The organism is Nocardia sp. NPDC058633, from assembly GCF_042717045.1.
Taxonomy (GTDB): domain Bacteria; phylum Actinomycetota; class Actinomycetes; order Mycobacteriales; family Mycobacteriaceae; genus Nocardia.
The window spans coordinates 53,580-67,228 of the sequence record NZ_JBHXRA010000018.1 but is presented as its reverse complement, the minus strand read 5'-3'; the positions used below and the strand labels follow the sequence as shown (position 1 = coordinate 67,228).

The 13,649-nt window shown below is 68.2% G+C and carries 13 protein-coding genes; 10 read left to right on the top strand and 3 right to left on the bottom strand.

Annotated elements, in window-relative coordinates; all coding sequences use genetic code 11:
- Positions 1–14 precede the first annotated feature (14 nt).
- Positions 15–842, top strand: coding sequence for a cyclase family protein (locus tag ACFWUR_RS23220; protein ID WP_378909526.1), 828 nt, complete (start codon positions 15–17; stop codon positions 840–842).
- Entirely contained in the window at positions 839–2,251 is a 1,413-nt protein-coding gene (locus tag ACFWUR_RS23215) for an MmgE/PrpD family protein (protein ID WP_378909524.1), read from the top strand. Before ACFWUR_RS23220 ends, ACFWUR_RS23215 begins: the two co-directional genes overlap by 4 nt.
- Before the next feature lie 51 nt (positions 2,252–2,302).
- Here the strand turns inward: ACFWUR_RS23215 and ACFWUR_RS23210 are convergent, their stop codons facing one another.
- Entirely contained in the window at positions 2,303–3,220 is a 918-nt protein-coding gene (locus ACFWUR_RS23210; protein ID WP_378909523.1) for a hydroxymethylglutaryl-CoA lyase, read from the bottom strand.
- Between the two features lie 159 nt (positions 3,221–3,379).
- Here ACFWUR_RS23210 and ACFWUR_RS23205 point away from each other — a divergent pair, with 159 nt between their 5' ends.
- Both ACFWUR_RS23205 and ACFWUR_RS23200 read left to right on the top strand, forming a co-directional pair.
- Positions 3,380–4,594 carry a CaiB/BaiF CoA transferase family protein gene (locus ACFWUR_RS23205; RefSeq protein ID WP_378909522.1) on the top strand — a complete coding sequence of 405 codons (1,215 nt, stop codon included), beginning with the start codon at positions 3,380–3,382 and terminating at the stop codon, positions 4,592–4,594.
- Between the two features lie 13 nt (positions 4,595–4,607).
- Entirely contained in the window at positions 4,608–5,252 is a 645-nt protein-coding gene (locus ACFWUR_RS23200) for an isochorismatase family protein (RefSeq protein ID WP_378909520.1), read from the top strand.
- Positions 5,253–5,290: 38 nt separating this feature from the next.
- Here ACFWUR_RS23200 and ACFWUR_RS23195 read toward each other — a convergent pair whose 3' ends face one another.
- A complete protein-coding gene (locus tag ACFWUR_RS23195; protein WP_378909519.1) occupies positions 5,291–6,187 on the bottom strand; it encodes an alpha/beta hydrolase family protein in 897 nt (298 codons plus the stop codon).
- Positions 6,188–6,289: 102 nt separating this feature from the next.
- Here ACFWUR_RS23195 and ACFWUR_RS23190 point away from each other — a divergent pair, with 102 nt between their 5' ends.
- Positions 6,290–6,997, top strand: a complete 708-nt coding sequence (locus tag ACFWUR_RS23190; RefSeq protein ID WP_378909518.1) for a hypothetical protein — start codon at positions 6,290–6,292, stop codon at positions 6,995–6,997.
- Positions 6,998–7,004: 7 nt separating this feature from the next.
- Here ACFWUR_RS23190 and ACFWUR_RS23185 read toward each other — a convergent pair whose 3' ends face one another.
- A complete protein-coding gene (locus tag ACFWUR_RS23185) occupies positions 7,005–7,790 on the bottom strand; it encodes an IclR family transcriptional regulator (protein ID WP_378909516.1) in 786 nt (261 codons plus the stop codon).
- 128 nt (positions 7,791–7,918) lie between these two features.
- Between ACFWUR_RS23185 and ACFWUR_RS23180 the strand changes: the two genes are divergently transcribed.
- Genes ACFWUR_RS23180 through ACFWUR_RS23160 form a run of 5 tightly spaced genes read left to right on the top strand, consistent with a single transcriptional unit; the run spans position 7,919 to position 13,626 of the window.
- The gene (locus ACFWUR_RS23180) at positions 7,919–8,407 is read left to right on the top strand and encodes a flavin reductase family protein (RefSeq protein ID WP_378909515.1); all 489 of its coding nucleotides are present in this window, start codon (positions 7,919–7,921) and stop codon (positions 8,405–8,407) included.
- Positions 8,404–9,678, top strand: coding sequence for an acyl-CoA dehydrogenase family protein (locus tag ACFWUR_RS23175; protein ID WP_378909513.1), 1,275 nt, complete (start codon positions 8,404–8,406; stop codon positions 9,676–9,678). The genes ACFWUR_RS23180 and ACFWUR_RS23175 overlap by 4 nt, the downstream gene beginning before the upstream one ends.
- On the top strand, positions 9,675–11,063 hold the full coding sequence (locus ACFWUR_RS23170) for an aldehyde dehydrogenase family protein (RefSeq protein ID WP_378909511.1): 1,389 nt from the start codon (positions 9,675–9,677) through the stop codon (positions 11,061–11,063). The genes ACFWUR_RS23175 and ACFWUR_RS23170 overlap by 4 nt, the downstream gene beginning before the upstream one ends.
- The gene (locus ACFWUR_RS23165) at positions 11,060–12,208 is read left to right on the top strand and encodes an FAD-dependent oxidoreductase (RefSeq protein ID WP_378909509.1); all 1,149 of its coding nucleotides are present in this window, start codon (positions 11,060–11,062) and stop codon (positions 12,206–12,208) included. Before ACFWUR_RS23170 ends, ACFWUR_RS23165 begins: the two co-directional genes overlap by 4 nt.
- Positions 12,205–13,626: an aldehyde dehydrogenase family protein gene (locus ACFWUR_RS23160; RefSeq protein WP_378909508.1), complete on the top strand. Its 1,422-nt coding sequence runs from the start codon at positions 12,205–12,207 to the stop codon at positions 13,624–13,626. Before ACFWUR_RS23165 ends, ACFWUR_RS23160 begins: the two co-directional genes overlap by 4 nt.
- The last annotated feature ends 23 nt before the right edge of the window (positions 13,627–13,649 follow it).

The following is a 13,649-nucleotide window of genomic DNA, read 5'->3' as shown; positions in this document are numbered from 1 at the left end:
CACAGGAGTCCGCCGTGCCCGAAGAAGCCGCCATCGATCCGTTGATCGTGGCCGTGCGCGGCGATATCCGGTTGATCGAGTTGGGACAGCCCTTCTTCACCGGTATGCCGTGCTCGCCGAATCATCCCGGCTTCCGGATGACGCTGGCCCGCAGGCACGGTGACATGGTGCGTGCCGACGGCGGCTCGGCAGCCAACGAGATCATCGTGACCGGCGGGCATGTCGGCACCCACATCGACGCACTCAGCCACGTCAGCCAGGACGGCGCACTACACGGCGGGGTCGACGCGCAGGAGGCCCAGCGCGGCGGCAAGTTCAGCGCGCACGGCGCCGAACATCTGCCCGGCATGCTGCGCCGCGGCGTACTGCTCGACATCGCGCGGGTGCACGAGACCGACACTCTCCCCGGTGGCTACGAGATCACGGTGGACGATCTGGAAGCGGCGGCCCGGCAGGCGCGAGTCCAGGTGACGGCGGGCGACGTCGCGCTGATCCGCACAGGATGGTCGCGGCTGTTCGACGAACCCGGCGCCTACCTGGGCCGGGAGACCGGCGTCCCGGGGATCGGCGTCGACGCCGCACGCTGGCTCGCCGAGCACGAGGTGTCGGCGACCGGTTCCGATACCACTGCCTACGAGTGCATAGCGCCGGGGGCAGGCCACAGCATCTTGCCGGTGCATCGGGTGCTGCTCGTCGAATCCGGCATCTACATCATGGAGCACCTCGCGCTGGAGGATCTCGCCGATGCCGGGATCAGTGAATTCGCGTTCCTGCTCGCCCCGTTGCGCATTGTGGGCGGAACCGGCTCCCCTATCCGCCCGCTCGCGGCGGTCAGCCGATGAACGACACCACCATCGTGGCGCGGGTGGCCGCCTTCGCCGCATCGGCGCGCGAGCGTGGGGTCGGGGACCAGCTGCGCGCGAACGCGGCGCAGCGAGTGCTGGACGTTTTGGGCAACAGCATCGCCGCGCTCGGGACGGCACCGGCACACGCCGTGCGCACGGTGATCACGGAGTGGGGCGGCGCACCTCGGGCCACCGCACTCGGCCTGCCGGGTCGCTGGCCTGACGCGAGTGCCGCGCTACTCGGCGGGACACTCGCGCACGCCATGGATTTCGACGACACGCATCTGCCGGCGGTCCTGCATCCCTCGGCGACGGTGGTGCCCGCCGCCCTCGCGGTCGCCGAATCCCGCAGTGCCGATGGTGCCGCGCTGCTGGATGCCATCGCCGTCGGGGTGGAAATCGCGGTCCGCGTAGGCATGGCGGGCTACGACGAAGCGCTGGGCAATTCGGTCTTCTTCGAACGTGGCCTGCACGCGACCGCCATCTGCGGCACCCTCGGTGGCGCCGCGACCGCCGCGATGCTGTCCGGCGCCGATGCCGACGGCATCGCCCACGCGATCGGCATCGCGGCGAGTATGGGCTCGGGTCTACTGGAAGCCAACCGCACCGGCGGCACGGTGAAGCGGGTGCACTGCGGGTGGGCCGCACACTCCGCGGTCACCGCCGCCGCCCTCGCGCGCGCCGGGCTGACCGGGCCACCGACGGTCTTCGAGGGACGATTCGGCCTGCTGCAAGCGTTCTGCGGCGAGCAGAGCAACCCGGCCGCGATCCTCGACGGTCTCGGCACGCACTGGGAGCTGCCCGGTGTGTTCTTCAAGCCCTACCCCTGCAATCATTTCACCCACGCGGGCATCGACGCGGCACTGCGGCTGCGCGCCGATGGCATCACCGCCGACGACATCGAGCGCCTCGAACTCGGTGTACCGACCGCGGTATTGCGCACCATCGGCGAACCGCACGCCGACAAGATCCGCCCGAAATCGGGCTACCACGCTGCCTTTTCCGGCCCGTACACCGTGGCGGCCGCGCTACTCGGTGGTGGCGGCCTCGGCGTGTTCCACCAGGACTTCACCGATGCGGCCGCCGCGGACCCCGACCGGCTCGCCCTCGCGGCTCGGGTCACCTGTGTCGCGGATCCGCGCTGCGACGCGATCTTCCCTCAGCAGTTTCCCGCTGTCCTCACGGCCTGGTTGCACGACGGTCGCGTCCGTACCGAGCGCGTCGAGGTGAACCGGGGTGGTCCCGGTAATCCGCTGTCCGGGAACGAACTCGCTACCAAGTTCCGGCTCAACACCGAGCGCACCTTCTCCGGCGATCGGGCGGACGAGATCAGCACGGTGGTCGCCGATCTGGCGAGTCAGCCCGGCCTGGACGCTGTGATGGCGCTGCTGCGCGAGGCGCGGTAGCGACGCCCCCGCGAGACACTGTACCCGGTGCGGCGCCGCGGTGCGCAACGGTTACGCGTCGACCGGTGCGGTTCGGGCCGGTTCCGGGAACAGACCGGCTCGGCCGAGGAGAGCGGGCACCGGCCGGCCGAGCAATTCGCCCAGCCACGAACCGGTTTCGATGACCCGTTCGATCTGCACGCCGGTCTCGATGCCCATCCGGTGCAGCGTGTACAGCAGGTCCTCGGTGGCGATATTGCCCGTCGCGGCGGGTGCGAAGGGACAGCCGCCGATGCCACCGGTGCTGGTGTCCAGGATGCGGACGCCGGCGTTCAGTGCCGCAATAGCATTGGCGTAGCCGGTGTTTCGGGTGTTGTGGAAGTGGAACCGCAGGTCCGCGTCCGGGGCGATCTTCGCCGCGCCGGTGGCCAGCGCGCTGACTTGATCCGGGGTGCCGACGCCGATCGTGTCGGCGAGCGCGATCTCCTCGGGTTGCGCCTCTGCGACTCGGCGCACGAGTTCCAGCACCGTCGATTCGGCGACGCTTCCCTCGAAGGGGCAGCCGAACGCCGCGGCGATCGTCACCGTGCGGCGCACCCCCGCCTCTTTCGCCCTTGCCGCCAACGCCAACCAGTGGTCGACCCCCTGCTCGGTCGAGCATCCCTGGTTGCGCCGACTGAACGAATCCGTGGCTACGACCACCACATTGATCTCGTCGACACCCGCCGCCAGTGCGCGATCCAAGCCGCGGTCGTTGAATACCAGCCCGGCGTAGGACACGCCGTCGATCCGTGGCACTCCCGCCATGACGGCCTCCGCGTCCGCCATCTGCGGCACCCGCTTCGGGTGGACGAAGCTGACCGCCTCGATCCGACGCAAGCCGGCGTCGACGCTGCGTTGCACCAACCGAATCTTGTCCTCGACCGTGACGATGACCGGCTCGTTCTGCAGGCCGTCCCTCGGCGCGACCTCGACCAATGTGACGTTCACAGATCCTCCAGATTTGCTGTCGACACAACGCTTTCGTCGCGGGGGTAAGTAGCCATCTTGCCGCTCCGTTCCGCTAAGGGATACATTGTATCCAAATTGAGGGTTCGCGATATGTCCACCGCGACATCGACGCAGATATCACGGAATGGAGACCACCACATGGCAGTCGAGGCGACAACACCGACGGGTCCGCTTGCCGATCTGAGAGTGGTGGAGATGGGACAGCTGCTCGCCGGACCGTTCTGCGGCCAGCTACTCGGCGACCTCGGCGCCGAGGTGATCAAGCTGGAATCCCCCGGCACCGGCGACCCGATGCGGCAGTGGGGCCGGGAGCAGTCGGCGGGCAAGTCGCTGTGGTGGCCGGTGGTGGCCAGGAACAAGAAGTCGGTGACCTGCGACCTTCGCGATCCCGCCGGGCAGCAGCTGGCACGCCAGCTGATCGAGCGCGCCGATATCGTGATCGAGAACTTCCGGCCCGGCACCATGGAACGCTGGGGCCTCGGATTCGACCGGCTACGCGAGCACAATCCCGGGCTGATCATGGTGCGTGTCACCGGATACGGCCAGTCCGGGCCGTACTCGCCGCGCGCCGGATACGGCTCCATCGGGGAGGCCATGGGCGGAATTCGCTATGTGACCGGCGATCCCGACCATGCCCCGGCCCGAGCGGGCATCTCGCTCGGCGACTCGCTCGCCGCGGTCTTCGCCACCATCGGCACCCTCGCCGCGGTGCATCACCGCGCGAATACCGGGCGCGGCCAGATGGTGGACTCGGCCATCTACGAGGCGGTGCTCGCGATGATGGAGTCGCTGCTGCCCGAATTCGCGGTCACCGGGTATCAGCGTGAGCGCACCGGGTCGGTGCTGCCGAATGTCGCACCCAGCAATATCTACCCCACCCTCGGTGGCGAGATGATCCTGGTTGCCGCGAACCAGGACACCGTCTTCGCCCGCCTCGTCGAGGCCATGGGCCGCTCCGAACTCGCGACCGACGAACGGTATGCGACACACAGCGCCCGCGGCGCCCGGATGACCGAATTGGACGACCTGATCGCCGCGTGGACCGCGACGTTCGAGACCGATGCGCTGCTCGAGCAGTTGCACGCGGCGGGCGTACCCGCGGGCCGGATCTTCACCGCGCGAGATATGTTCACCGACCCGCACTTCGCCGCGCGCGAGGCCATCGTGCGACTCGCGCATCCGGAGTTCGGCGAGCTGCCGATGCAGAACGTCTTCCCGAAACTGAGCGAGACCCCGGGCTCGGTGCGTCACCCCGGCCCGGAGCTCGGCGAGCACAACCAGGACGTCTACGGCGGTCTGCTCGGTCTCGACGAGAACGCCATCGATCAACTCGCCGCCGACGGCATTCTCTGAGAAGGAGCTCGCCATGACCGATCGTGCGGGCGACTACCGTCGCTCCGGCTACAGCGCGCGCCTCGGCGCGGGCAACTCCCCCGCCGTACTGGTGGTCGACATCTGCGCCGCCTACGTCACCGACGGCTCACCGCTGCGCGCACCGGTGGAGGACGCGGTACGCGCCGCCGCCGACATCGTCGCGCAGGCACGGGAATCCGGGCTGCCGGTGATCTTCACCCGCGTGCATTTCGAACCGAACGGTCCCGACGGCGGGCTGTTCCGCCGCAAAGTGCCCGTGCTCCGAGTATTCGAGCAGGGCAATCCGCTCGGCGACTTTCTCGACGACCCGGCACCGGCCCCCGGCGACGTGGTGATCACCAAGCAGTACCCGAGCGCCTTCCACGCCACTGCGCTGGCGGCGACCCTGGCCGCCCGACGCGTCGACACCCTCGTCATCGTCGGTCTCACCACCAGCGGTTGCGTGCGCGCCTCCGCGACCGATGCGATGCAGCACGGTTTCCGGCCGCTGGTCGTCGCCGACGCCTGCGGCGATCGTGACGCCGCCCTGCACGAGGCCAACCTCACCGACCTCGACATCAAGTACGCCGATGTGCTCAGCCTCGAGGAAGCCCTCGCGGTACTGCGCCCGGAGCCCTCGGATCGGCCACGCCGCTGACGGTTCTGCCGCCCGAACCGTCAGCGCCGCACTGTGTTTCAGCGCAATTCGATGGTCACCGCAGGGTCGGATCCCGCGGCGGTGCGCTGGATGGTCTCGCGCGCCTCGGCATCACCGAGCTGGGCACGGAACCACAGTGCGGTCCATTGCGCGGCGGCGTGCACCGACTGATCACGAGGCATGGTTGCCTCGTGATGGTCGGGTGCGGCACCGGGTGGGTTGTTCTGATCGACGAGGCCGAAATGGTTTGCCCCGACAAGCCTGACGAAGGCCGCGGTCGGTGTGCCGGTCAATCGGGTGAAGGTGTCGTAGGCCTCGGCTGGTTCGGAGACACCGTCGAGCGTGCCGTTGATCAGCATCGTCGGAATATCGTTCACCGTCACCGGATCCACACTGCCGCCGATCGTGGTGTTGGTGCCGTGGCCGACGATCGCGCGCAGTTCGCGCGGGTGCTGATACGACAAGCCGAAGCAGAACGGCATCTGGCATCGATTCGCGGCAGCGTAGAGGGCAGTCGCGCCGCCGAAGGAATGACCCGCGGCCACCAGGGTTTCCGGGTCGATCACGGTGCGCACCGGTGAGGACAGGTCGCCCGGCTGAGCGTGTGCCCACGCCGCGATATCGGTGAGCGAGTTTTCGCTGGCCAGGCTGCGGTCGATGAACGGCAGTGGGTAGTGCTCGGGAATCACCACCACGAAGCCGTATCCGGCGAGTTCGGTGGCGAACCGACCGTAGTACTCGCGCTTCACGTCGGCGCCGGGCAGCACCGCTGCCACCGGTAGTGCGCGATCGGTGCCCAGTGGATACCAGACCGTCGTCGCGTCACCGGCGATGCGGGTCTCGAAATGTGCGACGCCGATCTCGGCGGACGCGGGTGCTGGTGTCGTCACAGTCACCGAGAGCAGACAGAAGACGGTCAGGAAGAAGGCGCGCATGGAGCCCCCCGTTTCGGTTGCAGAAACAGCGTTTCGGTATGAAACTATGGCGGAACGGTACTTGGAAACACTGTTTCCCGAAAGTCGAGGACGAGGATTCCCATGGGCCAACATCCGCACGGTTGGTGGATCGTGCTGCACCTGACGCTGTTCGTGTTCTGGCTCGGCGGCGATCTCGGTGTGTTCTATTCCAGCCGGTCAGTGATCGATCCGGCGCTCACCCCACCCGCCCGCGCCACGGCGCTGACGATCATGAGCGGCTTGGACCTGGCGCCGAAGATCTGTCTGGTCCTGTTCCTGCCCAGCGGAATCACACTGATGGCCCTGGAGCCACACGGTGCGAGCCTGTTCGGCATCGCCCTGTTTCCCTGGTGGTCGGTCGTGCTGGTGTGGATCGTCGCCGCAGGCTGGTCGGCGCTGGCGGTGCAGGCACACCGCACGCACGGGAAGGTCGCCTCGGTCCGTCGCGCCGACCTCACCATCCGGATCGCCGTGATCGCGGCCATGGCCGGAGCGGGCGGCTACGCCCTGCTGGCGAGCGAGCCGTTCGGCGTGACGACCAACCCGCGCTGGCTCGGCGCGAAAATTCTGCTGTACACCCTGGCGATCGCCGCGGGGCTCGGCATCCGAATGACGTTGCGCCCCTTCGGTGCGGCCTTCGGCACCCTGATGACCGAGGGCTCGAGCGAGGCCGTCGAGCGCACCTTGCGGCGCAGCGTCGACGGTTGCCTCCCCTATGTGTGGCTGATCTGGGGCAGCGTGCTCGCGGCGGCGGTACTCGGTGTCATCAAGCCCGGCGCCCAGCTGTGAATCGTGGCTACGGCGTGTAGCCCAATTGGGCCGATATCGCCCCGGCCGCCTTCAGCAGCATCGGAACACAGTCGGCCATGCGCGGCTGGAAACGCGAGAGCGGACCGCACACACTGATCGCTGCCACGACCCCGCCGTCGTGGTCGAGGATCGGCGCGGCGATGGAGGCCGCCCCGATCTGACGCTCTCCCATCGAGATCGCATGACCACGCTTCTTCGTGGCGTTCAGTTCCGTGCGCAACTTGCGGACCGTGGTGATCGTCGCGTCGGTGAACGCGGTCAACTCGTGCCTGCTCAGATATTCGTCGATCTCCTCCTTGCGCAGGAACGCCAGGATCACCTTGGAGGAGCTGCCCGCATACAGCGGGTACGGCACACCGAGCACGACCTCCATCCGCAATTCCTGATCCGGCACCACCTGATCCACGTACATCCTGGTGTCGCCGCGGCGAATCGACAGGGTGGCGGTCTCGCCGGTCACCGACGCCAGCCTGCGCAGCTCCGGGGCGGCCATCACCCGAAGATCGGTGCGCGCCAGATACGCCCGGCCGAGCGCGATGGCGGCATGCCCGAGTGCGTAGCGGCGCGTGGTCGGTTCGAGGGTGATGAGATCGCGATTGCGCAGCGCGGTGAGGATGCGGTGCACCGCGGCCTTGGTGATACCGAGTTCGGTGGCGATCTCGGTGACGCCGAGATCGGGTCGACCGCTACGGCCGAACAGCAGCAGCACATCCATGGCGCGCTCGACCGCGGCGATCGACCGGCTCTGGGTGTCGGATTCGATTTCGGGCACATCGACAGTCTAAGCCGTCGATTTCCCGATGGGAAACACCATCCCCATCGGGATTCCGCTTGCGCCGAGTCGACACCGGGCGTTACCGTGAGTGGAACAATGTTTCCACTATCGAAACGGGTATCCAGGTGGAGCCTAATATTCTCCGCACGGTCCTGGCCCAATGGGCCAGCGGCGTCGTGGTCGTCACCACCGTCCGAGCCGATGGCACCCGACACGGCATGACGGCCAGTTCGTTCACCAGTGTGTCCCTCGACCCACCGCTCATCTCGATATGCCTCCGTTCCACGAGCACGACCTGCCGAAAGATCCGCGAGAGCGGCGTTTTCGCGGTCAACGTCCTCGGGCACGATCACGAGGCCATCGGCAGACGCTTCGCGTCCATCGCCCGGCCTGCACCAGCGGATCGTTTCACCACCGGGCGTTGGGACATCGCGCGCACCGGCGCGGCGGTATTGACCGACGCCGTCGCGTGGCTCGACTGCGCACTCACCGACTGCCACACCGCGGGCGACCACACCATCGTCGTCGGGTCCGTGCGCGACGCCGCGACGCCCCGGCCCGCCGCGCCACTCATCTACCACGACCGCAACTATCACGAGGGGATCATCCGATGATCGGTGCACGACTCGTCGAGGACATGACCGACGCCGAACGCGAACGCGCACAACGGGTCGACGCCGTGCTACCTGCCCTACGCGCGGCCGCCGAGGAAGCCGATCGGCTCGGCACCTTCCCCTCGAGCCATGTCGAACTGTTGCGCACGGCCGGACTACTCGGGTTGGTGGTGCCGGAGAAGTTCGGCGGACTCGGTGGCACCCTGCGGGATCTGGCCGCCGCCACCTTCGCGATGGGCACCGCCTGCCCGTCCACCGCGCTGGCGTTCTTCTTCCACAACACCAGCGCCTCACGCGGCCTGCTGCCGCTGGAGGCCATCGACGCCGGACTGTTCGCCGACGACGAGATCCCCCTTGTGCGAGCCTTCGCCGAGAAGGTCCTCACTCGCATGGCCGAAGGCAAGTGGCTGGCGAACTTCGCCTCCGAGGCGATCAAGACCACCGCGGCGAACATCACCATCGCCACCACCGCCCGCAAGGTCGAGGGTGGCTGGATCCTGCAGGGCGAGAAATCATTCGGCTGTGCGACCGGTGTGGCCGACTACTACCTGACCTCGGCCAAGCTCGAGGGATACGACACGGCCGAGGGGCTGGCGACCTTCTTCGTGCCCCGCGACGCGCCGGGGGTGAGTGTGCGGGCGCCCTGGGACGGGCTCGGCATGCGGGCCACCGCCAACAACGGCATTCGACTCGACGGGGTCTTCGTTCCCGAAAACGAAGCCTTGGCGGTGCCCGGCGCGTTCGCGAAGATGCTCACCATGAGCAGAGGCAGTTTCGTCGGCAACCAACTCGCCATCGCGGCGGTCTACACCGGCTGCGCGCAGAACGTCTACGACGAGATGCTGGCGGCGACGACCACGAAGACCTTCGCCGATACCGGCGAACCGATCGCCTCCTCCCCCGTGCACCAGGTCCTCATCGGTGAGATGACCCGGAACTTGCAGACCGCCTACCTCTGGTTGCGCTATCAGCTGACCGTGGAAACCGCGGAGCCGCCGTTCAAACCGAAGTCGGAGGTGTTCACCCAGTGGCGTCTCGGCAAGGGCGCGGTGACCGAAGCCTGCTTCCAGGTCGCGCTCGGCGCGTTCAAGGCGGGCGGCACCTCGGCGGCGGGGATGAGCGGAGTGGCCGGGCGCGCACTGCGCGATCTGGCCATGGGATTGGTGATGACCTTCCCGGCCGAGCGCGGCATGCTCGAGGTCGCCCGCATCGTGACCGACGCCAAGGCGAACGAATTGTTCGCCACCGCACCGACGAAGGCGGACCGATGACAGCCGAACTCCCCGACATCGCCGACCTGATCGATGGGCAATGGGGCACCCCGGCCGTGGATCTCGGTGTAGTGCTGGAAGATCCGGCCACCGGGAAACCCGCCGCCAGGGCGGTCGCGACGGCGACCGAGCGCGTCGAACGGGCCATCGCGGTCGCCGACACAGCGGCGGGACGGATCACCCCTGACATTCTCGACGCGATCGCCGCCGCCCTGGACGAGCAGCTGCCCTGGATCGCGGAACTGGATACGCGCGCGACCGGCGTCCCGATCGCCCAGACCTCGCTGCTCGGTGCGATCGTGTCGGGGTCGTTTCGGCTCGCGGCCGAGCAATTGCGCACCGGAGCACTGCGCCAGGACCGAGACGGGGTCGAGGTGCATCGGCTGCCGGTCGGCCCTGCCCTGTGCCTGGTGCCGTGGAACGCGCCGGCGCCCATGGCCGCCCATAAAGTCGCCAACGCGCTCGCCGCCGGTTGCCCGGTGATCCTCAAGGTCAGCGAACTGGCGCCCTACAGCTCGATGGCACTGGCGGAGGTGATCGCCGAACACGTGCCCGCCGGCATGTTCCAGCTGGTGCATGGCGGTGCGCAGGTGGGCGCACAACTCGTCGCCGCGCCCGAGATCAAAGCGGTCTCGTTCACCGGCGGTCTCGGCGGCGGGCGCTCGGTCGCCACCGCGTCCGCCGGGATGTTTCGGCCCTGCCAGCTCGAGCTCGGCGGAAACAATCCGCTCGTGGTACTGCCCGACGCCGATCTCGATACCGCCGCGCGGATGGCCGCCGAACTGCTGACCACCTTGAACGGCCAATGGTGCCGGGCGCTCGGCAGATTGATCCTGCCCGCCGACCGGGCCGAGGAATTGGTCGACGCGATCGGTCGACGCCTCGCCGGACTTCGGGTCGGTGACCCCCTGGATCCGTTGACCGAGTTCGGCCCGCTCCTGCATTCGAAACATGTGCAGACCGTGCGTCAATCGTTCGTCGACCGCGAAGTCCGCACCTTCGGCGCGGTGCCGCAGGCCGGAAACTTCCTCGCCCCCGCACTGCTCGACGGTGATCTGCCCGATGAGGTCTTCGGACCGGTGGCCGGTGTCCTCACCTATCACCGGGTCGAGGAGGCCGTGGCGCTGGCCAATGCCGTGCCCTACGGCTTGGAAGGCTACGTCTGCGGTGCCGATGAACAACACGCGCTCGGGATCGCTCGACAGATCCGCGCCGGTGAGGTGAAGGTGAACGGCTCGTCCATCCTGAGCCTGCACCTGATGACGCCGCGTCCCGCGTGGGGTCTGTCCGGACTCGGCGAGGAGGGAACGGCGGAAACGCTGCGCTTCTTCACCGGTGCTCGCGTCGTCGGCGTCGAAGGCCGCTTCGCCCTGCACACCTCATGAGCAAGCCCACCGTTGTCGTCGTGGGCGCCGGGCCGGTCGGGCTCACCGCCGCGCTGACGCTCGCCCGTCGGGGTTTCCCGGTCACCGTACTCGAGCAGGGCGAGGAACTGGCTACCGAGTCGCGGGCCTCCACCTTCCATCCACCGACCCTGGAGATGCTGCGAGACCTCGGAGTCCTCGATGCGTTGTTACGCAAGGGCATCCTCGCCTCGACCTTCCAGTACCGCGAACGCGGCGGCGGCGAGATCGCCACCCTGGATCTCGAGGTCCTGGCCGAGGACACCCCCTTCCCGTTCCGTGTGCAGTGCGAACAGAGCCAACTCACGCCCATCCTGCTCGATGCCCTCGGCACCGACGCCGATGTCCGGTTCGGCTACCGGGTGGACGGGCTGCTCAGCACCGCCGATTCGGTGGTGCTGCGTACCGCGAAGGGGCCGGTGCACGCGGAGTGGGTCATCGGCGCCGACGGCGCGCATTCCGCTGTCCGGCGCGGCCTCGGCGTCGAATTCGGTGGCAGCACCTACCCGGAACGCTTCCTGGTCGCCTCGGTCGATGAGGACCTGACCGCCGCACTGCCAGGGATCGCGCCGATCAACTATGTCTTCGACCCGGACGAGTGGCTGGTGCTGCTGCGCACCCCGCAGCACTGGCGGGTGCTGTTGCCGACCCCGGTCGACACCGATGACGAGGACGAATTGCGGCGGCTGCCAGAGCGTTTGGCGGCGGTCGTCGACCTCGGCAGGCCGTGGCAGCTGACGCATGCCTCGCTCTACCGGGTGCACCAGCGGGTCACCGACCGATTCCGGTACGGCAAGGTCCTGCTGATGGGTGACGCGGCCCATGTCAACAACCCGCTCGGCGGGCTGGGCATGAACAGCGGAATCCACGATGCGGTCCAGTTGGCGTCCGCGCTGGCCGATGTCATCGAGGGCGGCCCGGATGCCCGGCTCGACGAGGTGGCGGCGCACCGTCGCAACGTTGCCGTCGACCATGTTCAGCGCATCAGTCACAACAACTGGACCCGGATGCGCGGACGCGACGCCGGCTACCTCGATCACCTGCGCGAACTGGCCGCCGATCCGGTCGCCGTGCGCGCCTATCTCCGGCGGGCCTGCCTACTCGACTCGCTGGAGATCCGGCCGTGAGAATCGATCGCGAGAATCCGGCCCACCCGCGCGAGATCGTCGGCACCGTGACCTCGACCGCACCGGATGCGGTCGAGGCCGTGGTACGCGCGGCACATTCCACGTTTCGCGAATGGTCACGATGTCCGCCCGAGAACCGGTTCGCCGCGCTCGGCACCGCCGCGGACGCACTCGATGACCGCAGTGCCGACCTGGCGATGCTGCTGGCGCGCGAGACCGGCAAACCCGTCACCGATTGCCGGGGCGAAATCGGCTTCGCCGCACACTATCTGCGCTGGGTGCGCGACCATGCGGCCGATGTCTTCCGCACGCGGACAACCGACGACACGCACGGCCGGATCACCTGGTCCGCGCGACCGTTCGGAGTGGTCGCCGCCATCACCCCCTGGAACGCCCCGATCATTCTCTCGATGCTCAAGCTGGGGCCCGCACTCGCCGCGGGCAATGCGGTCGTGCTCAAACCGTCACCGCTGGCACCACTGACCGTCACCGCCGCGGCCGAACTACTGCCCGCCACGACAGTGATCCACGGCGGCGCGGATACCGTGCACGCGCTGATCGCGCACCCGCTGGTCCGCAAGGTCGCCTTCACCGGTGGCGAGGAAGCCGGGCGCGCGATCGCCGCCGCCGCCGGGCGCGCGATCAAGCCCGTGACGCTGGAGCTCGGCGGTAACGACCCCGCGGTGTTCCTCGACGACTTCGCCCTGTCCTCAGCAGATTTCGAACGCCTGGTCCTCGCCTCCTTCGCCACGGCAGGCCAGGTGTGCATGGCCGCCAAACGGCTGTATGTGCCGCAGACTCGGCTGGCCGAGTTCGTCGACTCCTATATCGCTGCCGCACAACGCATCCTGAGTGTCGGTGATCCGCTGGACGACGATGTCACCATGGGCCCGGTAGCCACCACGGCCGCCGCCGAACGCGTGCGCGGACTCGTCACCGACGCCAGGAATCGCGGCGCCGACATTGTCACGCTCGCCACCGCACCGACCTCGGAGGGCTATTTCCTCGACCCGATCCTCGCGCTCGGGGTCCCCGACGATGCCGACCTCGTCCGCCTCGAGCAGTTCGGCCCGGCCGTACCGCTGCTCACCTATCGTGAGGAAGCCGAAGTCTTGGCCAGGGCAAACGATTCCGACCTCGGCCTGGCCGCCTCGGTATGGTCGGCCGACGAAGACCGCGCCTGCGCGTTCGCCGCTCGCATCGAGGCGGGCTTCACCTTCATCAACACCCACAACCGCACCGGCATGTCCCTGCGGGCCCCGTTCGGCGGTATCAAGAACAGCGGCTTCGGCCGCGAATACGCCGAAGAGGGCCTGCGCGAGTTCGTCCAAACGACCGTCACACACGCCCCGGGGGCCTTCCGTCCGGGCGGCACCGGACTGCCCGCGAGTGCCTATCCGACCACGGCGCGACCGTAGCGATACATCACGTAGGACAGCCG